23 protein-coding genes are annotated in these 21618 nt (G+C 69.2%); 14 read left to right on the forward strand and 9 right to left on the reverse strand.

Annotated elements, in window-relative coordinates; genetic code table 11:
• Window positions 1-146 precede the first annotated feature (146 nt).
• On the reverse strand, window positions 147-1016 hold the full coding sequence (locus ASD13_RS04310) for a sugar phosphate isomerase/epimerase family protein (RefSeq protein WP_055866107.1): 870 nt from the start codon (window positions 1014-1016) through the stop codon (window positions 147-149).
• 196 nt (window positions 1017-1212) lie between these two features.
• On the opposite strand from ASD13_RS04310, the gene ASD13_RS04315 reads away from it, so the two are divergent.
• Window positions 1213-2214: a LacI family DNA-binding transcriptional regulator gene (locus ASD13_RS04315; RefSeq protein WP_055866109.1), complete on the forward strand. Its 1002-nt coding sequence runs from the start codon at window positions 1213-1215 to the stop codon at window positions 2212-2214.
• 60 nt (window positions 2215-2274) lie between these two features.
• Here the strand turns inward: ASD13_RS04315 and ASD13_RS04320 are convergent, their stop codons facing one another.
• Both ASD13_RS04320 and ASD13_RS04325 read right to left on the reverse strand, forming a co-directional pair.
• The gene (locus ASD13_RS04320) at window positions 2275-3261 is read right to left on the reverse strand and encodes an aldo/keto reductase (RefSeq protein ID WP_055866111.1); all 987 of its coding nucleotides are present in this window, start codon (window positions 3259-3261) and stop codon (window positions 2275-2277) included.
• Complete coding sequence (locus ASD13_RS04325) at window positions 3248-4543, reverse strand: L-fuconate dehydratase (RefSeq protein ID WP_017829497.1); 1296 nt, start codon at window positions 4541-4543, stop codon at window positions 3248-3250. Before ASD13_RS04325 ends, ASD13_RS04320 begins: the two co-directional genes overlap by 14 nt.
• A gap of 124 nt (window positions 4544-4667) precedes the next feature.
• Between ASD13_RS04325 and ASD13_RS04330 the strand changes: the two genes are divergently transcribed.
• A complete protein-coding gene (locus tag ASD13_RS04330; RefSeq protein WP_017829498.1) occupies window positions 4668-5528 on the forward strand; it encodes a fumarylacetoacetate hydrolase family protein in 861 nt (286 codons plus the stop codon).
• On the forward strand, window positions 5510-6274 hold the full coding sequence (locus tag ASD13_RS04335) for an SDR family NAD(P)-dependent oxidoreductase (protein ID WP_082531384.1): 765 nt from the start codon (window positions 5510-5512) through the stop codon (window positions 6272-6274). The genes ASD13_RS04330 and ASD13_RS04335 overlap by 19 nt, the downstream gene beginning before the upstream one ends.
• A gap of 90 nt (window positions 6275-6364) precedes the next feature.
• On the opposite strand, the gene ASD13_RS04340 is transcribed toward ASD13_RS04335, so the two are convergent.
• A complete protein-coding gene (locus ASD13_RS04340; protein ID WP_055866116.1) occupies window positions 6365-7339 on the reverse strand; it encodes an amidohydrolase family protein in 975 nt (324 codons plus the stop codon).
• 46 nt (window positions 7340-7385) lie between these two features.
• Between ASD13_RS04340 and ASD13_RS04345 the strand changes: the two genes are divergently transcribed.
• A complete protein-coding gene (locus tag ASD13_RS04345) occupies window positions 7386-8063 on the forward strand; it encodes a FadR/GntR family transcriptional regulator (protein WP_017829501.1) in 678 nt (225 codons plus the stop codon).
• A gap of 19 nt (window positions 8064-8082) precedes the next feature.
• On the opposite strand, the gene ASD13_RS04350 is transcribed toward ASD13_RS04345, so the two are convergent.
• Complete coding sequence (locus ASD13_RS04350) at window positions 8083-8745, reverse strand: transaldolase family protein (protein WP_055866118.1); 663 nt, start codon at window positions 8743-8745, stop codon at window positions 8083-8085.
• A 118-nt stretch (window positions 8746-8863) separates the two neighbouring features.
• On the opposite strand from ASD13_RS04350, the gene ASD13_RS04355 reads away from it, so the two are divergent.
• The 5 genes from ASD13_RS04355 to ASD13_RS04375 are packed head-to-tail and all read left to right on the forward strand — an operon-like array spanning window position 8864 to window position 12712.
• A complete protein-coding gene (locus tag ASD13_RS04355) occupies window positions 8864-9826 on the forward strand; it encodes a ribokinase (RefSeq protein WP_055866120.1) in 963 nt (320 codons plus the stop codon).
• Window positions 9827-9876: 50 nt separating this feature from the next.
• Window positions 9877-10281, forward strand: a complete 405-nt coding sequence (gene rbsD / locus ASD13_RS04360; RefSeq protein WP_055866122.1) for a D-ribose pyranase — start codon at window positions 9877-9879, stop codon at window positions 10279-10281.
• The gene (locus ASD13_RS04365) at window positions 10281-11093 is read left to right on the forward strand and encodes a GntR family transcriptional regulator (RefSeq protein ID WP_055866124.1); all 813 of its coding nucleotides are present in this window, start codon (window positions 10281-10283) and stop codon (window positions 11091-11093) included. The genes rbsD and ASD13_RS04365 overlap by 1 nt, the downstream gene beginning before the upstream one ends.
• 21 nt (window positions 11094-11114) lie before the next feature.
• Entirely contained in the window at window positions 11115-12173 is a 1059-nt protein-coding gene (locus tag ASD13_RS04370; protein ID WP_055866126.1) for a PLP-dependent cysteine synthase family protein, read from the forward strand.
• 23 nt (window positions 12174-12196) lie between these two features.
• On the forward strand, window positions 12197-12712 hold the full coding sequence (locus tag ASD13_RS04375; protein WP_055866128.1) for a glycine cleavage system protein R: 516 nt from the start codon (window positions 12197-12199) through the stop codon (window positions 12710-12712).
• Window positions 12713-12732: 20 nt separating this feature from the next.
• On the opposite strand, the gene ASD13_RS04380 is transcribed toward ASD13_RS04375, so the two are convergent.
• Entirely contained in the window at window positions 12733-13416 is a 684-nt protein-coding gene (locus tag ASD13_RS04380; protein ID WP_055866131.1) for a FadR/GntR family transcriptional regulator, read from the reverse strand.
• A 165-nt stretch (window positions 13417-13581) separates the two neighbouring features.
• On the opposite strand from ASD13_RS04380, the gene ASD13_RS04385 reads away from it, so the two are divergent.
• From ASD13_RS04385 to ASD13_RS04400, 4 genes are read left to right on the forward strand one after another with little or no spacing between them, the layout of a single operon-like run.
• A complete protein-coding gene (locus tag ASD13_RS04385) occupies window positions 13582-14817 on the forward strand; it encodes an aminotransferase class V-fold PLP-dependent enzyme (protein ID WP_055866133.1) in 1236 nt (411 codons plus the stop codon).
• 58 nt (window positions 14818-14875) lie between these two features.
• Window positions 14876-16186, forward strand: coding sequence for an ABC transporter substrate-binding protein (locus ASD13_RS04390; RefSeq protein WP_017829510.1), 1311 nt, complete (start codon window positions 14876-14878; stop codon window positions 16184-16186).
• A gap of 3 nt (window positions 16187-16189) precedes the next feature.
• Window positions 16190-17152, forward strand: a complete 963-nt coding sequence (locus ASD13_RS04395) for a carbohydrate ABC transporter permease (protein ID WP_055866136.1) — start codon at window positions 16190-16192, stop codon at window positions 17150-17152.
• On the forward strand, window positions 17149-18069 hold the full coding sequence (locus ASD13_RS04400; protein ID WP_200942448.1) for a carbohydrate ABC transporter permease: 921 nt from the start codon (window positions 17149-17151) through the stop codon (window positions 18067-18069). The genes ASD13_RS04395 and ASD13_RS04400 overlap by 4 nt, the downstream gene beginning before the upstream one ends.
• Window positions 18070-18173: 104 nt before the next feature.
• Here ASD13_RS04400 and ASD13_RS04405 read toward each other — a convergent pair whose 3' ends face one another.
• Genes ASD13_RS04405 through yczR form a run of 3 tightly spaced genes read right to left on the reverse strand, consistent with a single transcriptional unit; the run spans window position 18174 to window position 21188 of the window.
• Window positions 18174-19187, reverse strand: a complete 1014-nt coding sequence (locus ASD13_RS04405) for an aldo/keto reductase family protein (protein ID WP_017829513.1) — start codon at window positions 19185-19187, stop codon at window positions 18174-18176.
• 53 nt (window positions 19188-19240) lie between these two features.
• A complete protein-coding gene (locus ASD13_RS04410; protein WP_082531418.1) occupies window positions 19241-19726 on the reverse strand; it encodes a hypothetical protein in 486 nt (161 codons plus the stop codon).
• A gap of 34 nt (window positions 19727-19760) precedes the next feature.
• Entirely contained in the window at window positions 19761-21188 is a 1428-nt protein-coding gene (gene yczR, locus ASD13_RS04415; protein ID WP_082531385.1) for an aminotransferase-like domain-containing protein, read from the reverse strand.
• 97 nt (window positions 21189-21285) lie between these two features.
• On the opposite strand from yczR, the gene ASD13_RS04420 reads away from it, so the two are divergent.
• Window positions 21286-21594 carry a hypothetical protein gene (locus ASD13_RS04420; protein ID WP_055866143.1) on the forward strand — a complete coding sequence of 103 codons (309 nt, stop codon included), beginning with the start codon at window positions 21286-21288 and terminating at the stop codon, window positions 21592-21594.
• Window positions 21595-21618: the final 24 nt, after the last annotated feature.

The following is a 21618-nucleotide window of genomic DNA, read 5'->3' on the forward strand; positions in this document are numbered from 1 at the left end:
GGATCATTCCGCCGCAAACATCGGATCAATTCTGCGTCCTGCGCCACGGCCAGCGCAAGTTGTATCTAAATGTATCTAAGGTCGGAGGGATTGGGAAGACCTGTAATGACATCTTGATCTTCCGCTCTCCTTCCCCGTGATTCCGCTCAGTGGAGGCGGATCGAATCGACCGCGACGAGCTTGTCGCGGATGTACGCGTTGGCGTGCGCGCCGAGCTCGTCGTTGTCGTTCCAGAGGTTCCGCCAGATGCCGAGCATGCGACTCAGGTCAGGCGCGACGACCGCCGACGAGAACGACTCGAAAACGATGGGGCCGCCGTAACCGATGCGACCGAGCGCCTTGAAGAAGGTGTCGAAGTCGACCGTTCCGGTGCCGAGGTAGCCGCGGTGGCTCTCCCCGATGTGCACATAGCGCAGCGCCGGTGCCGCATCGAGGACGGGCGTGAACATATCCGACTCCTCGATGTTCATGTGATACGTGTCGAGGTGGATCCCGAGATTCGGGCGATCCACCTCGGCGATGTAGGCGAGGGCCTGTCGTGCGGTGTTGAGCACGTTCGTTTCGTAGCGGTTCACGACCTCGAGCGAGACCGACACCCCGCGCGCGGCCGCATGGTCGGCGACCCGGGCGATCGCGGCCTTGCTGCTCGCGAGGCCCTCAGGGGTCACGGGCTCCATGTACTTCTTCATGGCGCTGTAGATCACCCCGCAGAAATGCTCTCCACCGAGGTCGGCGAGCACGTCGACGGCCTTGACAAGGAGCGCTTCGCCCGCCGCCGCGATCGCCGGATCGGCGCTGGTGACATCGGTCGCCTCGGAGAGTCCGAGCGAAGCACTGACGGCGAGGTCGTACTCCTCCAGCGCGTCCTTCGCGACGGAGACGTCGAACGTGAACGGATCCATGAGCGGGAACTCGATGAGGTCGAAACCCGCCTCCCTGGTCTTGTGCACTGCCAGACGGATGCCCTCGGCATCGAAGTTCCCCGTCCAGACGAGCCCGTGGCAGCCGATGTTCATGAGACCTCTCGCAGCGGGTGTGCGGCACCGTCGCCGTCCCGGAGTTGGCACGTTGCAACTCCGGCGTGCGAGTCACGCTACGTCGGTCGACCGACCCCTGTCAAGAACTTTCTTGGCACGTTGCAAGTCCTCCGATATCCTGATGCCGCCGACGCCGTCAGGAACCCCGATCGACGCGGCCCGACCAAGGAGTCCCATGCCCGCGAGCGTCAAGGACGTCGCCGCCCTCGCCGGAGTCTCCTCCTCCACCGTCTCGAACTACCTCAACCACCCGCACGTGCTCGGAGCCGCGAGCCGCGAACGGGTGCGGTCGGCGATCGAGCAGCTCGGCTTCGTGCCCAACGAGTCGGCTCGGCAGCTGCGTGCGGGATCGAGCAAGGCGCTCGCCCTCATCCTGCTCGACGCCTGGCTGCCCTACTTCCACGACCTCTCGCGCGGGGTCGAAGACGTCGCCCGCGAGGGCGGCTGGTCCCTGTTCTTCAGCAACAGCAACCGCGACGACGCACAGGAGCGGCGCAATCTCGACATGTTCGAGGCGCACCGGGTGCAGGGCATCGTCATCTACCCGCTCGGTGACGTGGTGCCGCGCCTGGAAGCCCTGGCCGATCGCGGCATCCGCTCGGTCGTGGTGGGCCCGACCCCCGACTCCTCGAAGGTCGCATCCGTGCTGTTCGACGACCGAGACGGCGGGCGACTCGCAGGAGAGCATCTCGTGACACTCGGCCGACGGCGCATCCTGTTCCTCGGCAATCCGGCGGTGAGCCAATCGAACCACCGTCTGGAAGGGCTCCGGGAAGCGGTCTCAGGGACCTCCGCGACCGTGACGACGATCGAGGTGCCGCACCTGGTCACGGAAGACGGGCTCCACGCCGGCGAGCAGATCATCGCGATGCCCGCGGCCGAGCGCCCCGACGCCGTGTTCGCGGCGAACGACATGGTGGCGGTCGGCGTGCTCACGCAGCTGCTGCGCCACGGCATCCGGGTGCCGGAGGAGATCGCGCTCGTCGGCTTCGACGACGTCGCCCAGGCGCACCAGAGCGTTGTTCCGCTCACGAGCGTGCGGCAGCCCGGCTACGAGATCGGCCGCGCCGCGGGAGCAGCGCTCCTGCAGCAGCTCGCCGACCCCAGCGCACCGCCGCCCGCGACGACCCCGTTCCCCGCCGAGCTCATCGTGCGCGAGTCGACCGTCGGCCGCTGAGGCGCTGAGTCTCGGCCCGCCGCCGCCGTGGACAACTTCCTGCCGCAGACGGCGGGGGATTCAGGCCGCCGGGATGAGCCCTTCCGCGGCCAGGTTCTCCCACAGCCCAGCCGGGATCTCGAGCGCGGCGTACTCCGCGTTCTGCTGCAGCTGCGCCGGCCGGCTGCCGCCCACCACCACGGAGCGCACGACGTCGGACTGCAGGGGGAACTGGATGGCCGCAGCGGGCAGCGGCACACCGTGATCGGCGCACACGGCGGCGATGCGCACGAGCCTGTCCCACAGCTCGTCGGGGAGCTGTCCGTACTCGTAGCGTCCGTCGCGGCGCGGCTCACTCGATGCGAGCAGCCCCGAGTTGAAGACGGACGCCGCCACGATCCCGGTCGCGGTCTCACGACAGGCGGGGAGCACATCGACGGCGGCAGGCTGCTCGAGCAGCGTGTACCGGCCGGCCACCATGATCAGGTCGAGGTCGGCGGCACGCACGGCTGCGGCGAGAGCATCCGACACCATCGAGCCGATGCCGATCGCGGTGACCTCGCCGTCGGCACGCAGCTGCTCCATCGCGGGCAGGGCTTCGGCGAGCGCGAGGTCGAGGTCGTGCCGCTCGGGGTCGTGCAGGTAGAGCAGATCGATGCGTTCGATGCCGAGCCGTTCGCGAGACTCGTCGACGCTCGCGCGAATGCCCGCCTCCGAGAAGTCCCACACGCGCTGCAGGTCGTCCGGCACGTGGAAGTCGTTCGCGGTGTCGAGGCCGCCGGAGTGGTCAGGGTTCGGCCGCAGCAGGCGCCCGGCCTTGGTCGAGAGCACGTACTGGTCGCGCGGCTTGGTCTGCAGGAACGCCCCGAGCCTGCGCTCCGACAGGCCCAGACCGTAGTGCGGCGCGGTGTCGTAGAAGCGGATGCCGCTCTCCCACGCGGCATCCAGCACGGCCCACGCCTCGTCGTCGCTGAGCGGACGGAACAGGTTGCCCACGTTCGCGGCGCCGTACCCGAGGGCGGGAACTTCCAGGCGGTCGCGCACTCCCCCGCGATCAGGCACCGACATGTGCACCCGTCCAGGTGTAGGTCGCGATGCTGTCGGCCTTCATCTCCATGCCCGTTCCCGGCGCGGTCGGCGCCATGTACGAGCCGCCCTGGATGTCGGTAGGCACGACGAAGTGCTCGTGCAGGTGGTCGACGAACTCGATCATGCGGCCCTCGCGGGTGCCGGTGACCGCGACGAAGTCGAACATAGACAGGTGCTGCACGGCCTCGCACAGGCCGACACCACCGGCGTGCGGGCACACGGGCACGCCGAACTTGGCGGCGAGCAGCAGGTTCGCGATGTTCTCGTTCACCCCGGCCACGCGCACGGCGTCGATCTGCATGACCGAGATGGCGTCGGCCTGCAGCAGCTGCTTGAAGATGACACGGTTCTGCGCGTGCTCACCCGTCGCGACGCGGATGGGCGCGACGCCCCTGGCGATCTCGGCGTGGCCGAGTACGTCGTCGGGGCTCGTGGGCTCCTCGATCCAGGCGGGATGGAACTCGGCGAGCGCGTTCACCCACTCGATCGCCTCCGACACCTCCCAGCGCTGGTTGGCGTCGATCGCGATGGGGAAGTCGGGTCCGCACACCTCCCGCGCCTTGCGGAAACGGCGGATGTCGTCGTCGAGGTCGGCGCCGACCTTGAGCTTGATCTGGGTGAAGCCGTCGGCCATGGCCTCGCGGGCGAGGCGTTCGAGCTTCTCGTCGGAGTAGCCGAGCCAGCCGGGGCTCGTGGTGTAGCCGGGGTATCCGGTGGCCAGCAGCTGCTGCTCGCGCTCAGCTCGTCCGGGCTCGGCCGCACGCAGGATCTCGAGGGCGTCTTCGGGGGTGAGAGCGTTGGTGAGGTAGCGGAAGTCGACCAGGTCGACGAGCTCCTCCGGCGTCATGCGGGCGAGCAGCTGCCAGAGCGGAAGCCCTGCGCGCTTGGCCTTGATGTCCCACAGCGCGTTGATGACCGCGCCGATGGCCATGTGCATGACCCCCTTCTCGGGGCCGAGCCAGCGCAGCTGCGAGTCGCCGATGATGTCGCGGAACGTGCCGCCCATGTCGTCGAGCAGCGGCTCGATCTCGCGCCCGACGAGGTGCCCGGCGAGCGCGTCGATCGCCGCGACCTGCACGTCGTTGCCTCGACCGATCGTGAAGACGAACGCGTGCCCCTCGATGTCGTCGTCGGCGTCGGTGCGCACGATGACGTACGCGGCCGAGTAGTCGGGGTCGGGGTTCATCGCGTCCGACCCGTCCAGGCTCAGGGACGTGGGGAAGCGGATGTCGGTGGTGTCGAGGGCGACGATACGGCTCACGGGATTCCTCTCCATGCACGGGTGATTTCTTCCGTGCGGATCTCTTGGAGTGTAAACATCCGATGTCTATACTGTCAACGAGACCGGCCGCCTCATCGCGGCCTCCCGACCGATCAGGAGAAACATGAAGTTCGCGCGGCTCGGCACCCCCGGGAATGAGATCCCCGTCCTCGTGGAGGGCGACCGATACCTCGACCTCCGCTCCGTAACATCCGACGTGAACGGCGATTTCCTCGAGAGCGACTTCGTCGCCCGGGTCACGGCCGCGCGTGAAGGCGGAGAGCTCCCCGAGCTCGCGGACGCCGCGTCGATGCGCATCGGCGCCCCGATCGCCCGCCCGAGCGCCGTGATCTGCATCGGCATGAACTACGCGGCTCACGCGGCCGAGTCCGGCTCGGAGCCGCCGACCATTCCGATCCTCTTCCTCAAGACCCCGAACACGGTCGTCGGCCCGAACGACACGGTCACGATCCCGCGGGGCAGCGAGAAGACCGACTGGGAGGTCGAGCTCGGCATCGTCATCGGCACCCGCACCGCCTATCTCGACAGTCCCGAGGAGTCGCTCGCGCACGTCGCCGGCTTCGTCGCCGCGAACGACGTCTCGGAGCGCGACTTCCAGATGACGGTCTCCGGCGGCCAGTGGTCCAAGGGGAAGATCGCGCCCGGCTTCAACCCGACCGGCCCCTGGCTCGTCACCCCCGACGAGGTCGACCACCACGCGCTCGGACTTCGCAGCTTCGTGAACGGCGAGCCGCGGCAGGACTCGAACACGAGCGACATGATCTTCACGGTCGAGCACATCGTGCACCACCTGTCGCAGTACGTGACGCTCGAGCCGGGCGACCTGATCCTCACCGGCACCCCGCAGGGCGTCGCCCTCTCGGGCAAGTACCCGTACCTCGCCGCGGGCGACGTGGTCGAGATCGAGATCGACGGCCTCGGCCGTCAACGACAGGAGTTCGTGGCATGGGAGGCCCAGAAGTGAGCGCACTGAACGGACTGGTGGCGATCGTCACCGGCGGAGCATCCGGAATCGGCGCGGCGATCGCGCAGCGCCTGCACGCCGACGGCGCGACCATCGCGGTGCTCGACCGTGACACCGCAGCGGCCGACCCCGCCTTCGCCGCCTTCACGGCAGACGTCTCCGACCGCGCGAGCGTCGACGAGGCGGTGGCCGCCGTGGCCGAGAGGTTCGGGCGCATCGACATCGTCGTCAACAACGCCGGCATCGGCGCGCAGGGCGACATCGCCGCGAACGACGACGACGAGTGGGCGCGAGTGCTCTCCGTCAACGTCACCGGCATCGCCCGTGTCACCTCGGCAGCTCTCCCGTGGCTGCGGAAGTCCCCGTCGGCGGCGGTGTGCAACACGGCATCCATCGCATCGACCACCGGACTGCCGCAGCGCGCGCTCTACAGCGCGTCGAAGGGTGCCGTCTCCGCTCTCACCCGCGCGATGGCCGCCGACCACCTGCGCGAGGGGATCCGTGTGAACGCGGTCAACCCGGGCACGGCCGACACTCCGTGGGTGGGACGCCTGCTCGACTCGGCCACCGACCCCGCCGCCGAGCGTGCGGCCCTCGAGGCACGCCAGCCCCACGGGCGACTGGTCAGCCCCGACGAGGTCGCCGCGGCTGTCGCCTACCTCGTGAGCCCCGCTGCAGGCTCGACCACCGGAACCTTCATCGAGGTCGACGGCGGCATGGCCCAGCTGCGCCTGCGCGCGAAGTAGCCCCCGCTTCCTCCTCCCGGTCGCAGTTGACGCCGCATCCGACGCGCGGGGATGGCAGCAACTGCGACCGGAACGCCGGTCAGACGGCGCTCAGCCGCGGTGGCCGCGGAGCCAGCCCCGGAGGCCGGAGCGCGGAGCCCCCTCCGTCGGCAGCTGCCGCGGCCGATCGGTGCGGTAGAACTGCTCGGCGTTGCGCCACAGGAGCGCATCGAGGTCGTGCCCACGCGATTGCGCCCAGGCGATCACGGTGTCGGCCCAGCGCGATCGCGCCGTCGCCTGGTAGGTGGCGGACCCATCCTCCGGCGCATGCGGGTCGCCGTCCTCGGCCGGACCGATCACGGAGACGGGCCAGTCGCTCCCCCACATCAGCCGCTCGACGCCGAAGGCATCCGCCGCGACGTCGAGGAACGGCTCGAGCTGCTCGGCGCTCCAGTCGCCGCCCGCCTCTCCCGGCAGCCCCGAGAGCTTGCAGAAGGCGTTCGCATGCCGCGCCAGCTCGGTGAGGTCGCGCGCCCACTCCGCGGAAGGCGCGAGCGGGGACGCCGCCGTGCCGACGGCGGGCTTTCCGAGGTGATCGAGCACGAGCCGCAGCTCGGGGATGGCTCCGGCGAGGCGGGCGATGTCGGGCAGCTGGTTCTCGCGCACGCAGACGTCGAAGCTCAGGTCACGAGCGGCGACCTCCCTGGCACCGGTCACGAACGCCGCCGAGACCGCGAGTCCGTCCGGTTCCCCCTGCAGGTTGTGCCGCACGCCCACGACGAGGGGTTCGGCCAGGAGTCCCTCCAGGTGCGCGACCGTGTCGGTCCCCCTGTCGAGGCGGACGCCCGCGACGATCCCGACGATGCCGAGCGCGGGGGCGAGACCTGCGACCCAGTCCACCTCGGCGAGGAAGTCGTCTTCGATCGTCTCCGCCTGCACGAAGACCGACCTCTCCGGTTCGGCCAGGCCCAGGCGGGCATGCTCGAGCTCGAGGTCGGCGAACCGATAGGCCATCGGCCCTTCGAGCCAGGTGTACGTCAGAACCTCCGGATCCCAGAGGTGCAGATGTGAATCGAGAACGCGCATGGCTCCATCCTGCCGGAGACATCCGATCAATCGCTAGGATGACGCCATGGCAGTCACCGACGAGGCGATCGAGAAGATCAAGGCGATGATCGTGGCGGGCGAGCTCTCCCCCGGTGATCGGCTTCCCCCCGAGAAGGAGCTGTCCGAACGACTCGGCCTGTCCCGCAGCTCGATGCGCGAAGCGGTCAAGGCGCTGGAGGTCATCCGGGTCCTCGACGTGCGTCGCGGCGACGGCACCTACGTGACGAGCCTCGAGCCGCATCTGCTGCTGGAGGCGATCTCGTTCGTGGTCGACATGCACGACGACGATTCGATGCTCGAGATCTTCGCAGTGCGGCGCATGCTGGAGTCGCAGGCGACCGGGCTCGCGGCGACGCTCGGGACAGATGAGCAGATCGCCGAGCTGCAGGATGAGGTCGACTCCATCGATGCGGCGGTCACGATCGAGTCCCTGGTCGACCACGACATCCGGTTCCACCGCGAGATCGTCGCGATGTCCGGCAACGCCTACCTCGCGAGCCTGATCGAGCATCTGAGCAGCCAGACCGTCCGCGCCCGCGTCTGGCGCGGCCTCACCGAGGGCGGCGCTGTCGAGCGCACCCTGTCGGAGCACCGGGCCATCGCCGACGCGATCGCCCAGCATGACTCCGCCCTCGCGACCTCTCTGGCCACGGCGCACATCGCGGGCGTCGAGCGCTGGCTGCGTCAGGCCGCAGCGAGCTGACGCCGGCGGGAGCAGCCGCTCACGCCCCCAGGCGCACCATGGCGGCGTCGAACTCGGCCGCCGAGCTGTCGCTCACCTCATGGAAGAGCAGCCGGTCCAGCACATCGGGAGCCGCGGTGAAGTAGGGGATCCCCGCCAGTCGCAGGCCCGTGATGTCATCCGGCGAGCGCAGGGATGCGGCGAGCACGTTCGACGCACTCCCCGCGCACACCTCCTGCATGCGGGCGATCGTCGCGTCGCCGTCGAGCCCGGCATCGCGCATGCGTCCGAGGTACGGGGCGATGTACTGCGCGCCGATCGACGCGCACGCCAGGGCCTGCGCGACCGAGTACACGGCGGTGACCAGCACGGTCGCCCCCTCGCGCACGAGCGCGGCTGCGGCGGCGAAACCCTCAGCCGTCGCCGGCACCTTCACGGCCACCCGGTCACCCAGCGCGCGGATGCCCTCGGCGTTGCGGAGGAACGAGGCGGTGTCGCCACCCCAGGTCTGGAAGAAGATCTCGCGCGCCCCCTCCGACTCCCAGCGGGCGTAGAGATCAGGGATCTCGGCGGCGGTGCGGCCACCGCGTTCGAGGATGGTCGGGTTCGTGGTGACGCCGTGCACCACCCCCGCGGCGAGCAGCGGGGAGACACGGTCGACATTGGCGCTGTCGACGTACAGACGCGGCGCGATCGGGGTCATCGGGGTCTCCTCGCGGACAACCTGTCGTTACAGGTGCGGATTCGGCTAATGTAATGACAGCCATCGCGGTCTGTCAAAGCGACGGCCATGCCTGCCGTCGAGGAAGATCAGGAGCGAGATGACCCCCGCACACCCCGAGGACCGCACCGGCGTCGTCATCGTCGGCAGCGTCACGGCCGATGTGACCACCTTCTCCGGGCGCCTGCCGGCCAGAGGCGAGACGATCCTCGGCGACGAGTTCACCCTCATGCTGGGGGGCAAGGGCGCGAATCAGGCCGTCGCCGCCGGTCGCTCCGGTGCACGCACGAGCTTCGTCGGCTGCGTGGGAGACGACCTCTTCCACGACCTGGTCGTCGACGGGCTCACGGCAGCGGGCGTCGACCTCACGCACCTGCGCACGGTTCCCGGCCCGACCGGCATCGCGCACATCCGGGTCGACTCCTCGGCGCAGAACGACATCGTGATGGTGCCGCTCGCCAACGCCGCCCTCAGCGCCGCGCAGATCGACGAGGCGCTCGCAGCTCTCGCCCCCACGACCTCGGTGCTGCTCACCCAGCTCGAGACGCCGTCGGCACTCACGGCGCACATCACCGCGCGCGGACGCGAGCACGGGATGACGGTCATCCTCGACCCGGCACCGGCCGCCGAGCTCGATGCGGAGATCTGGCGGAGCATCGACATCGTCACCCCCAACGAGACCGAGGCGACGCTGATCAGCGGCATCGAGGTGACGGATGCCGCATCGGCCGAACGCGCCGGACGCTGGTTCCTCGCCCAGGGCGTCGGCGCCGCCGTGATCACCCTCGCGGGCCAGGGGTCGTGCGTCGTCACGGCCGAGGGCGCATCCGTGATCCCTCCGTTCCCGGTCGAGGCCGTCGACACGACCGCGGCGGGCGACGCCTACGCCGGATACCTCGGTGCAGCGCTCGCGAACGGCAGCACCCTGGCGGATGCCGTGCGCCTTGCCACCGCGGCTGGCGCGCTCACCGTCACCAAGCAGGGGGCGTCGCCGAGCCTTCCCCACCGCGCCGAGGTCGATGCGTTCCTGACGGAGCGCGCGGCCGCACCCGTCGCGAACTGAACTCGCGAACCGAACTCGCGAACCGAACCTGCGGAGCACCGAGGAGCCACATGCGCAAGACAGCCACCACGATCAATCCCGCGCTCTCCCGCGTGATCAGCGAGACCGGCCACACCGACCTGCTCGTCGTCACCGACGCGGGCCTGCCGATCCCCCCGGGCTCCGAGCGCATCGACCTTGCATATCGGCCGGGGGCTCCGGGCTTCCTCGACGTGCTCGACACCGTGCTCGCCGAGCTGGTCGTGGAGGGGGCGACGGTCTCGGCAGAGGTCGCCGAGAAGAGCCCGGAGGTGCTGGCCGCGCTGCGGGAGCGGTTCGCCGGGATGGGATTCGAGATCGAACTCCTCCCGCACGTCGAGTTCAAGAAGCTCAGCCACGGCGCCCGCGCATTCGTGCGGTCGGGGGAGTTCACCCCCTACGCGAACGTGATCCTGCACGCGGGAGTGGCGTACTGATGGCCCTCGTCGACGACGCGATCGACCGGCACTCCGCTGCACCGATGTACGACCAGCTGCGCCAGCTGATCATCGACGGCATCGCGCGCGACGGGTTGCAGCCCGGCGACCCGCTGCCCGGCGAGCATCGACTGTGCGAGCGCTACGGCATCTCGCGCACCGTCGTGCGCCAGGCGCTCGCCCAGCTCGAACACGAGGGACTCGTCGAGCGGGTGAAGGGCAAGGGCACCTTCGTCTCCCGTCCCCGCACGAGCGAGAGCCTGGTGCACACGCTGGTCGGTCTGTACGACGATGTCGAGCGCCGCGGCGGCCATGTGCACAGCGACGTGCTGCGGCACGAGCAGACGACGGCGGATGAAGAGGTCGCCCTGGCGCTGGAGGTGCCCGTGGGGTCGCCCGTCGTCGCACTGGAGCGTCTGCGCCATGTCGACGGCGAGCCGTGGTCGCTGTCGACGACCTGGATGCCGGAGGCCGTCGGCTCCGTGACGCTCGGCGCCGACCTGACCGAGGGCTCTCTGTACCGACTGCTCGCCGACAACGGCATCGTCGCGACGCACGGCGTGCGCTCAGCAGAGGCGACCGTGGCCACGCACGAGCAGGCACAGCACCTGGGAGTGAGCGCCGGCTCGGCCCTGCTGCGTCTGCGCAGCATCAGCCGCAGCTCCGACGGCACGCCGATCGAGTACTTCATCGCGTATCACCGCGGCGACCGCTCGCGCTTCGAGTTCCAACTGCAGCAGGAGCAGTCGCAGGCCTCGCTGCTGCACGTCGATGGCGAAGGCGGGGCGTCCCGTGCCGGGACGGTCGGCTGAGCGGCCGGTAATGTCGAGGGCATGAGCGACTGGACCAGCACCGCGATCGCCCTGCTGGAAGCCGATGCCAACCGCAGCGCCGACACCCACCTGCACCTGTTCCCGCTGCCCTCCGAGTGGGGCATCGACCTCTACCTGAAGGACGAGTCCGTGCACCCCACGGGCTCCCTCAAGCATCGCCTCGCGCGCTCGCTGATCCTCTACGGCCTGGTCAACGGACGCATCCGCGAAGACACCACACTGGTGGAGTCGTCGAGCGGATCGACCGCCGTCTCCGAGGCGTACTTCGCCCGCATGCTGGGGCTGCCGTTCATCACGGTCGTTCCCCGTTCGACCGTGCAGGAGAAGATCGACCTCATCGAGTTCTACGGCGGCACCTGCCACTTCGTCGACCGGGCAGAGGACATGTCGCCCGAGGCGCAGCGCCTCGCCTCCGACTGCACCGGCCACTACCTCGACCAGTTCACGTTCGCCGAGCGCGCGACCGACTGGCGCGGCAACAACAACATCGCCGAGAGCGTGTTCAGCCAGCTCTCCCAGGAACGGCATCCGATCCCCTCCTGGATCGTCACGGGCGCCGGCACCGGTGGCACGAGCGCGACGTTCGGCCGCTACGTGAAGTACCGCCGACATGACACCAAGGTCGCGGTCGTCGATCCCGAGGGCTCGGCCTTCTACGACGGATGGGCCGGCACCGTGGACCCGCCGGCCGGGCGTCCGAGCCGCATCGAGGGCATCGGCCGCCCCCGGGTCGAGGCCTCGTTCGTGCCCACCGTGATCGACGAGATGATTCAGGTTCCGGATGCCGGCTCGATCGCCGCGATCCGCCTGCTGCGCGAACGCACCCTGCACTGGGCCGGGGGCTCGACGGGCACGAACCTCTACGGCGCGTTCCAGCTCATCGCCCGCATGCGGGCCGCGGGCGAGACCGGCAGCGTCGTGACCCTGATCTGCGACAGCGGTGTCCGCTACGCCGGCACCTACTACTCCGACGAGTGGGTCGCCGCCCAAGGCTGGGACCTCGCCCCGCACCGGGCACGACTCGACGGGTTCCTGGAGTCCGGCGTCTGGGTGGAGTGAGGGCTGCGGGCTACGCTGGCCGCATGACTACTCTGATCCTCACCGTCGCGGGTGCAGACCGTCCTGGCCTCGTGGCCACTGTCGCCGATGTCGTTGACGCGCACGGCGGCAACTGGGAGAACAGCTCGCTGGCCGAACTCGCCGGCACGTTCGCGGGCGTGATCGAGGTCTCGGTGCCGACCGAGCAGGCGGCGGAGCTCGAGAGCGCTCTGTGCGGCCTCCAGGGCCAGGGGCTCCTCACGCTCGCCGTGCTCACCGGCACCCCGGATGCCGCCGCAGACGACGATCAGCTGCTCGAGATCCAGGTGCTCGGCAACGACCGCCCCGGCATCGTGCGCGAAGTCTCCGGCGTGCTGAGCGCGCATGCCCTGAGCATCGAGGAGCTCGCCACCGAGACCAGGGATGCCGCCATGGCCGGAGGCCGCCTGTTCGAGGCATCGGTCACCGCGAAGGTTCCGGCCTCCGTCGACCTCGACGCCCTGCGCGCAGACCTCGAGCGCATCGCCGCCGAGATCCAGGTCGACATCACCCTCGGCTGAGCATTCCGCCAGAACGCGCGTCAGTCCTCGAGGCCGGAGTACCTCCGCACCCAGTACTCCGTGTACGCCACGTGCGCCGAGGCCGCAGCACTCGCGGCGACAGGGTCGGCGGCGGCGAGTCCGCGCAGGATCGCACGGTGGCCGGCATCCGAGTGCACCTTCAGCTCGGCGGCGTCCTCGGGGTCGGAGATCCGATAGGCCCTCGAACGCGAACGCAGCACGTCGATCAGACTGGTCAGCGCCTCGTTCCCCGCAACGCCGGAGATCGCCATGTGGAATTCGTGGTCGAGCCGCGACTGCGCCTCGAAGTCGGTGGTCGCCTCGATCTCGTCGAGCACACGGTCCAGCGACGCCACCGTGTCCTCGTCGATGCGGGCTGCGGCGAGAGCGGCGGCATGCGGTTCGAGCACGCGGCGCAGCTCGGTCAGCTCCAGCACTCCGGCCATCGGCAGCAGTCCGACGGTGAGTGACAGGCTGCCGATCAGGTCGGCGGCACGCAGCTCGCTGACGTAGCTGCCGGAGCCGTGACGGGTGTCGAGCACACCGAGAGCGGCCAGCATCCGGATCGCTTCGCGCAGGGATCCCCGGGAGACGCCGAGCCGTTCGCAGAGCTCGCCTTCGCTCGGCAGCCGGTCGCCGGGCCGCAGCGCGCCGTCGGCGATCAGCGCCCGCAGCCCGTGCAGCGCCGTGTCGAGTGCGCTCATCGTCATCCTCTCTGACACTCCCCCGCCCCTCGTGAAGTCTGTCGGAACTCCCCTTCGCAGGGAACTCGTATGACAACTATGTTTCATCTTCACCTTTTCGTGGCAGTTTTCCACGGCATGTGGCAAAGTTGTGCAACAACTCGCCCGACTCATCGATGAGGACTGATGCCCGCACCGCTGTTCCCCGCACCGCTCACGCTGAACTCCGGCATGCGAGCGCGCGACGCCTGGCCCCTCGACCGGGAAGTGATCCACCTCAACCACGGATCCTTCGGCGCGGTCCCGTCCGTCGTCGTCGAGCATCAGGACGCCCTGCGCCGCCGCGCCGATCTCAGCCCCGTCGAGTGGTTCCCGCGCATCGCCGAACGCGTGCAGGAGGCTCGCGAGCGCACCGCCCCGTTCGTGGGCGCGCGTGCGGAGGACAGCGCCTTCGTGCCGAACGCCTCCGCGGCGGCGACCGTGGTCTACAACGCGCTGCAGCTCGAGACCGGTGACGAGATCCTCGTGACCGACCAGGGGTACGGGGCCATCACGATGGGAGCCGAGCGCCTCGCCCGCCGGTTCGGTGCGACGGTCCGCACCGTCGCCCTGCCCCTGCTCGCCTCCGACGACGAGATCGTGCAGCTCTTCACCGATGCGCTCACGCCCCGCACCCGCCTGATCGTCGTCGACCAGATCACCTCCCCCACCGCGCGGCTGCTGCCCACGCGGCGCATCGCCGACGCCGCGTCCCAGCGCGGCGTGCGCACACTCGTCGACGGCGCCCATGCCCCCGGCCTCATCCCCGACGCGGCAGCGGTCGCGGGGGGCGACTGGTGGTTCGGCAACCTGCACAAGTGGCCCTGCGCCCCGCGCGGCTCTGCCCTGCTCGTCACGACCGCTCCCGACCGCGACGAGCTCTGGCCGCTCATCGACTCCTGGTCCGCGCGCGAGCCGTATCCCACCCGCTTCGACACCCAGGGCACGATCGACGCCACGACCTACCTGGCGACCCCGACCGCGATCGACTTCATCGAGAGCGAGTTCGGCTGGGCGGCCGCGCGCACGGCGATGGCGGAGATCGCGGATGCCGGTGCCGCGGTGATCGCCGAAGCCCTGCGCCCCTACGGCGACGAAGACCCGCTCACCCCGCTCCCCTCGCCCGTGCCGTCGATGCGACTCGTGCGCCTTCCGCTCGGGCTCGGCGCGACCCGCGAAGAGGCCGATGCCCTGCGCATGGACCTGCTCGACGAGGTGGGCGTCGAGACGGCCTTCACCAGCTTCCGCGGCGTCGGCTACTTCCGACTCTCCGCCCACCTCTACAACGAGGCCGCCGACTACGAGGCCTTCGTCGAGCGCTGCGTCCCGCAGATCCTCAGCCGTGCCGGCATCCGCCGCGCCGACTCCCTCGTCCTTCCCTGACCGCGTCCATCCCCCGCCCGACCGCAACATCCACCCCCACCCCACCGAGAGGCACATCGTGAAGAACAAGATCTTGACGACCGCAGCGGGATTCGGCACCGTCGCCGTCCTCGCTCTCACCGGCTGTTCCGCAAGTTCCGGCCCGTCCGCCGACGGCGCCGTCACCCTGCAGATGGTCGAGAGCCTGACCAACCCCGCCCGCACCGAGCTCCTGCGCGGGCTGCTCGACGACTTCGAGAAGGCGAACCCGAAGATCACGGTCAACCTGGTCTCCCCTCCCACCGAGCAGGCCGACGCGAAGATCCAGCAGATGCTGCAGTCCGGCAAGGGCGTCGACGTGCTGGAGGTGCGCGACATCACCGTCGGACCGTTCGCGAACAACGGCTGGCTGTACGACCTGGGCCCCGACCTCGAGAAGTGGGACGGCTGGGACGCCCTGACCGACAACGCCCAGTCCGCCTCGGTCGCCGCCGACGGCAAGAGCTACTTCGTTCCCTACGGCTTCTACGGGCTGTCGCTGTTCTACCGCACCGACCTCGTGAAGGACGCCGGGTTCGACGGCCCGCCGCACAGCTGGAAGGACCTGCTCGAGCAGGCCAGTGCGATCCAGGACCCGTCGAACAACATCTACGGCTACGCCTTCCGCGGCGGCCAGAACGCCAACAGCAACGTGGTCGCAGCCATCGAGGCGTACACGATCGACGGACTCGACGTCGACGACGCGTTCCTGATGGAGGACGGCTCGACGATCTTCGCCGCCCCCGAGGCGCAGGATGCCGTCGACGACTACTTCGACCTGTTCAAGAAGGCCTCCCCGCCCTCCGCCGTCTCGTGGGGCTACCCCGAGATGGTCGCCGGCTTCACGAACGGCACCACCGCCTTCCTGCTGCAGGACCCCGAGGTCATCGCGACCGTGCAGGATTCCTCGCTGACCGAGGACCAGTGGGACACCGCTCCGCTGCTCGTCGGCCCGTCGGGCAAGGCCGCCCAGCCGCTCGCCGTCGCCGGCTGGGGCGTGGCCGAGAACAGCGAGAACAAGGAGGCGGCCGTCAAGCTGGTCGAGTTCCTCTCGTCGGCCGAGCCCGCCACCGAGTTCGCTCAGGCCAACAGCCTGGTGCCGATCATCACGGCCGCAGCCGACGACGACTTCTACTCGTCGGGCCCGTGGACCAGCTACGTCACCATGACGGAAGACCCGGAGACGTACGTCAACGTGCGTCAGCCGCGCGGGGTCAGCTGGTGGACCGAGTGGATCCAGAAGTCCGACCAGGACGTGCAGAACGTGCTGCTGGGCAACATGTCGACCAGCGACCTGCTGGCGTCGTGGGATGCGTTCTGGACCGAGAAGTACGCCGCGGAAAAGGGCTGACCTGTGGCCCGCACCGCTCAGAAGGGAGGCTCCGTCGGCACTGCTTCGCAGCAGCCAGCCGTCGGGGCCTCCCCGGCATCGCGCCGGCGCCCGTTCCGCGGCCGCCAGGCATGGACGCTGCTGGCCTTCCTCGCGCCGGCGATCGTCTTCGTCTGCTGGTTCACCTACTGGCCGATGCTGCAGGGCGCGCGCATGGCCTTCCACGACTGGAACCTGTGGGATCTCACGTCGACGCCGTTCGTGGGCTTCGACAACTTCCTCGCGGTGTTCCGCGATCCGGCCTTCCCGACCGTCGCGGGAAACTCCGTGCTGTGGGTCGTCGGCTCGCTCGTTCCGCAGCTCGTGATCGGGTTCCTGATCGCGCTCGCCCTGCGCAAGAGGTTCCGCTTCCGCGGGCTCTACCAGGCCCTCGTGTTCTTCCCGTGGGCGGTGTCGGGCTTCCTCATCGGCATGCTGTTCCGCTGGATGTTCAACGCCGAGTTCGGCGTGGTCAACGACCTGCTCATGAAGGCCGGGCTGATCGATGCACCGCTGCCCTGGCTGGCCGACCCGAAGCTCGCGATGTTCGCGGTGATCGTCGCGAACGTCTGGTACGGGGTGACGTTCTTCGCGATCATGATCCTCGCGGCCCTGCAGTCGGTCCCCGACGAGATCCTGGAGGCGGCGAGCCTCGACGGCGCCGGCAAGTTCCGTCAGCTGTTCTCGATCATCATCCCGTACATCTCGATGACGCTGCTGCTGACGATCCTGCTGCGCGTTATCTGGATCTTCAACTTCCCGGACATCATCTACGCGATGACCAACGGCGGACCCGCCAACCAGACGCACATCATCACGACCTGGATGATCAACTACACCCAACAGGGCAACTACGGCTTCGCGAGCGCGATCGGCCTCATCGTGATGGCGGTCCTGTTCGTGTTCTGCGCGTTCTACCTGATGGCGATGCGGAGAGTGCAGCGATGACCATGACAGACGCCTCGCGGACGGGCTCCTCGATCACCGAGACCCGCCGCATCACCGTGCCCGACCCGGCATCCGCACCGCGCCCGAAGCCGCGCGTCACGATCGGCGGCATCATCCGTGTCGTGGGCCTGGGGCTCTGGCTCGTGATCACGCTGTTCCCGCTGTACTGGATCGCGCTGACGTCGATCAAGTCGCCGGGCACGATCAACCGCTTCCCGATCGAGTACTGGCCGAGCGAGCCGTCGCTCGAGAACTACATCAGCCTGTTCCAGAAGAGCTCGTTCGGGGTCTTCCTCGGCAACTCCGCCCTGGTCGCGGTCGTCGGCGGTGCCGTGGCCACCCTCATCGCCCTGTTGAGCGCCTACGTGCTGGCCCGGTTCGAGTTCCGCGGCAAGGGGGCGATCCTGATCGCGTTCCTGCTGACCCAGATGATCCCGGCGTTCATCGCGCTCGGGCCCCTCTACTCGATGATGACCGACCTCGGCCTGGTCGACACCAAGCCGGGGCTCATCCTCGTGTACATCGCGATCTGCATCCCGTTCTCGACCGTCATGCTGCGGGGCTTCTTCGAGAACGTGCCGGATGCGCTCGAAGAGGCGGCGATGATCGACGGATGCTCACGCCTGGGCGCTCTGTTCCGCGTGCTCGTCCCGGTGATGACCCCCGGCATCATCGCGGCGTTCATCTTCAACTTCGTCAACTGCTGGAACGAGCTGTTCCTCTCGGTCGTGCTGATGAACACCGACGCGAACCGCACCGTGCCCTCGGCGCTGAACGGCTTCATCTCCACCTTCAACATCGACTGGGGCTCGATGAGTGCCGCCGCGGTGTTGACGATCCTGCCGACCATGGCGATGTTCGCTCTCGCGAGCCGCTGGATCGTGCAGGGCCTGACCGCCGGCGCCGTCAAGGAGTAAGACGAGCGCCGAGACCCACGCCCAACGTCGAGACCCACCCCCGCATACGTCAGCGGGGGTGGGTCTCGACGCTACCGATGGGTCTCGGCGTCAGATCAGGGCACTCAGACCAGGCGCGTCTTCGGGGAGGTCGAGTACGTCGCCTCCGCGTCGCGGTTGACCGTGTCGCCCAGGGCCTCGTCGATCGCGGTCATGGTGTCGGCGTCGAGCTTCACACCAGAGGCCTTGACGGTCTCGGCGAGCTGCTCCGGACGCGAGGCTCCGACGAGGGCCGCTGCCACGTTCGGGTTCTGCAGCACCCACGCGATCGCGAGCTGCGGCATCGACAGGCCCGCCTGCTCGGCGATCGGCTTGAGGCGCTGGACGGCGGTGAGGATGTCGTCCTGCAGGAAGCTCTTGATGAAGTCGGCGCCGCTGTGGGGGTCGGTCGCACGCGAGCCCTCCGGCACCGGCTGACCAGGGAGGTACTTGCCGCTGAGCACGCCCTGCGCCATCGGCGACCAGACGATCTGCGAGATGCCGAGCTCTTCGGATGCCGGCACGACCTTGCCCTCGATGACACGCCACAGCATCGAGTACTGGGGCTGGTTCGAGATGAGCTGGATGCCGAGCTGCTTGGCGAGAGCATGCCCTTCGCGCAGCTGCTCCGCGGTCCACTCCGAGACGCCGATGTAGAGCGCCTTGCCCTGGCGGACGACGTCGGCGAAGGCCTGGAACGTCTCCTCGAGCGGGGTCTCGTAGTCGAAGCGGTGCGCCTGGTACAGGTCGACATAGTCGGTGCCGAGGCGCGTGAGCGAGCCGTTGATCGACTCGAAGATGTGCTTGCGGCTCAGGCCGGTGTCGTTCGGTCCCTTGGGGCCGGTCGGGAAGTAGACCTTCGTGAAGATCTCCAGCCCCTCGCGGCGCTGACCCTCCAGCGCCTTGCCGAGCACGACCTCCGCGGCCGTGTTGGCGTAGGTGTCGGCGGTGTCGAAGGTGGTGATGCCGGCGTCGAGGGCGGCATGCACGGTCTTCACGGCGGCGTCGTCGCCGACCTGTGAGGCGTGGGTGACCCAGTTGCCGTAGGTGATCTCCGAGACCTTGAGACCGCTGTTGCCGAGATAGCGATAGTTGACCATGGATCAACGCTACTGGCTGCCCACTATGGCCGGGCCGGATGCGAGGGAAGAGGTCAGGCGGTCGCAGGAGCGGAGCGTGGTCGTACCGCGGCCATGACTCCGACGACGACGAGCGCGACGGCGGAGAGCGCACTCACGGCATAGAGGGGGCGTGCCCATGGCGAGTAGTCGCCCCCGCCGATGCCGAAGGCGTCGGCGAGTCCCATGCCGGCGCCGAACGAGGCGATGAAGTAACCCCCCGCCCCGAGCATCAGCAGCACCAGGAAACCCATCGCCGGGATCAGCGGATGCGCAGCGGTGCATACCGCGACGACCGCGAGCGCCACAGCCAGGGCGATGCCGACACCGAGGATGAAGAACGCCTGGCCCGGCATCAGGCTCTCACCGGCGTTCGACATCTCCGCATGGATCTCGTCGAGTGATCTACCGGGAGCGGCGGCGAGTGGATTGAGCACCAGGATCTGCACCGCGGCGAGCGCGGCATAGATCGTGACGGCGAGCACGCCGACGATCGAGATCCACAGCGTCTGCGTCCGCATGGTCCGACGCTGCATCCGAGTCATGCGGGTCAGCCTAAGAGGACATCCCGAGAGTCTCCCGATACTCGCGCCAGGCCGCTCCGAGTCGGCGGACCCCCTCTGCCAGCACGTCGTCGGGTGCGGTGAACGGGATGCGGATGTGGTCGTCCGGCGACGCGGATACCGCGAACGCCGCGCTCCCCGCGACCGAGACGCCGTGCGTTGCGGCTGTCCTGGCGAGCGCCGCCGCCGACCCCGCGGGCAACCGCACCCACAGCGAGAGCCCGCCACGGGGCGGTTCGACCGTCCAGTCGGGCAAGTGCTCGGCCATGAGCGCCTGGAGCAGTCTCAGCCGTTCCTGGTGGATGCGGCTGTTCGCCCGGCGCAGGTCGTCGGCGCGGGCGATTAGGTCGAGCGCGAGCAGCTGGGCCGGCACGCTGGTGGACTGGTCGGCGAGCTGGCGCGCACCGCGCAGCCGTCGCACGAGCACGGGGTCGGCGCGCAACCAGCCGATCCGCAGCCCCGCCCACACCCACTTCGACACCGACTCGACCACGATGACGGGGGCATCCGCGCGCTCGGCCGCGAGCGTGGGCGGTACGACCCCGTCGAAGGAGATGCCCGCGAGCACGCGGTCTTCGATGACGGGAACGCCGTACTGCGCGGCGAGCTCGGCCACCCGGTGCCTCGCGGGGGCTGGCAGGCGCGACCCGGTGGGATTCTGGTGATGCGGGTTCAGCGCGACGAGCACGGGGCGCAGTCGGGCGAGCGCCTGCTCCAGCGCGTCGACGTCGAGACCGTCGTCACCCATCGGGACGCCGTGCACCGTGCCACCGCGCAGTCCGACCGAGTCGGTGACTCCCGGCCAGGTGATCTCCTCGGCGAGCACGATGTCGCCGGGCCCCACGAGCGCATTCACCACGAGGCTGATGGCCTGCTGCGCGCCGTGGGTGACGAGGATCTGCTCCGGTGTGGTCGGGGTCCCCTCCGCGGTGTACATGTCGGCGATGAGGGCGCGCAGGGCAGGCAGGCCCGCAGGGTCGGTCTCGGGCAGCAGAGCGAGGTCGAGCCGCGGCTTGTGATCGCGGATGAGCTGCACCCCGAGGTCGGAGATCTGCGGCACGGTGCGCAGGAGATCGATCGCGTTCGGCAGTGCGGAGAACAGGGCTTCTCCTCGCCCCGGTCGCTGGGCGGGCACGGCGGTTGCGGCTGTCCCGGCGATGCGGGTGCCGCTCCCCTGCCGCCGGTCGACGAGACCGCGCTCGGCGAGGTCGGCGTACGCGGCGACGACCGTGCCGCGCGAGACGGAGCCTGCGGCTGCCAGTGCGCGCTCCGCGGGCAGCCGGTCCCCCGGGCGCAGCTCGCCACTCGCGATGAGGCTCTCGATGCCCCTCGAGAGCCGGGCGGCGAGAGTGCCGTCTCCCTGTGTCCAGCGGCCGAGCCGTGCCGAGAGCGCCTCCGACGACACGTCACCTGCGTGCACGAGAGATGCCGCTCGTCCCGCAGCAATGGCCGATACCTGATCCATTGGCCCGCCATTGGCCCTGTCTTTCACGCTCATGAGAACCGATTCTGGACCAATGAACACGCATTTCGCCAGCAGTCCTTCAGAGCCTGGACCAATCAACCCCGATTGGACCATCGCACAGCTCCTGGAGTGGCTCAGCGATGATGTCCGCCAGCACGATGTGACGCTTCAGCATCCGCTCGCCCGCATCGAGGCACTGCTGACCGGAGCGCGCTGGGCACGCACCCCGTCCACCGTTGCATTGATCCGCTCGATCGCCGCCGCTGTCCGCGACGACCCGGCGCGGGGAAGCATCCGGATCAGCGAGCTCTCCCCGCAGCAGGCGCCACGGATGCCGGAGCGCATTGCTCAACTCGCCTGACCGGAGCCTCGCGGAGCCTCGCCG

The sequence above is a fragment of the Microbacterium sp. Root1433D1 genome, assembly GCF_001426835.1.
Taxonomy (GTDB): Bacteria; Actinomycetota; Actinomycetes; order Actinomycetales; family Microbacteriaceae; genus Microbacterium; species Microbacterium maritypicum.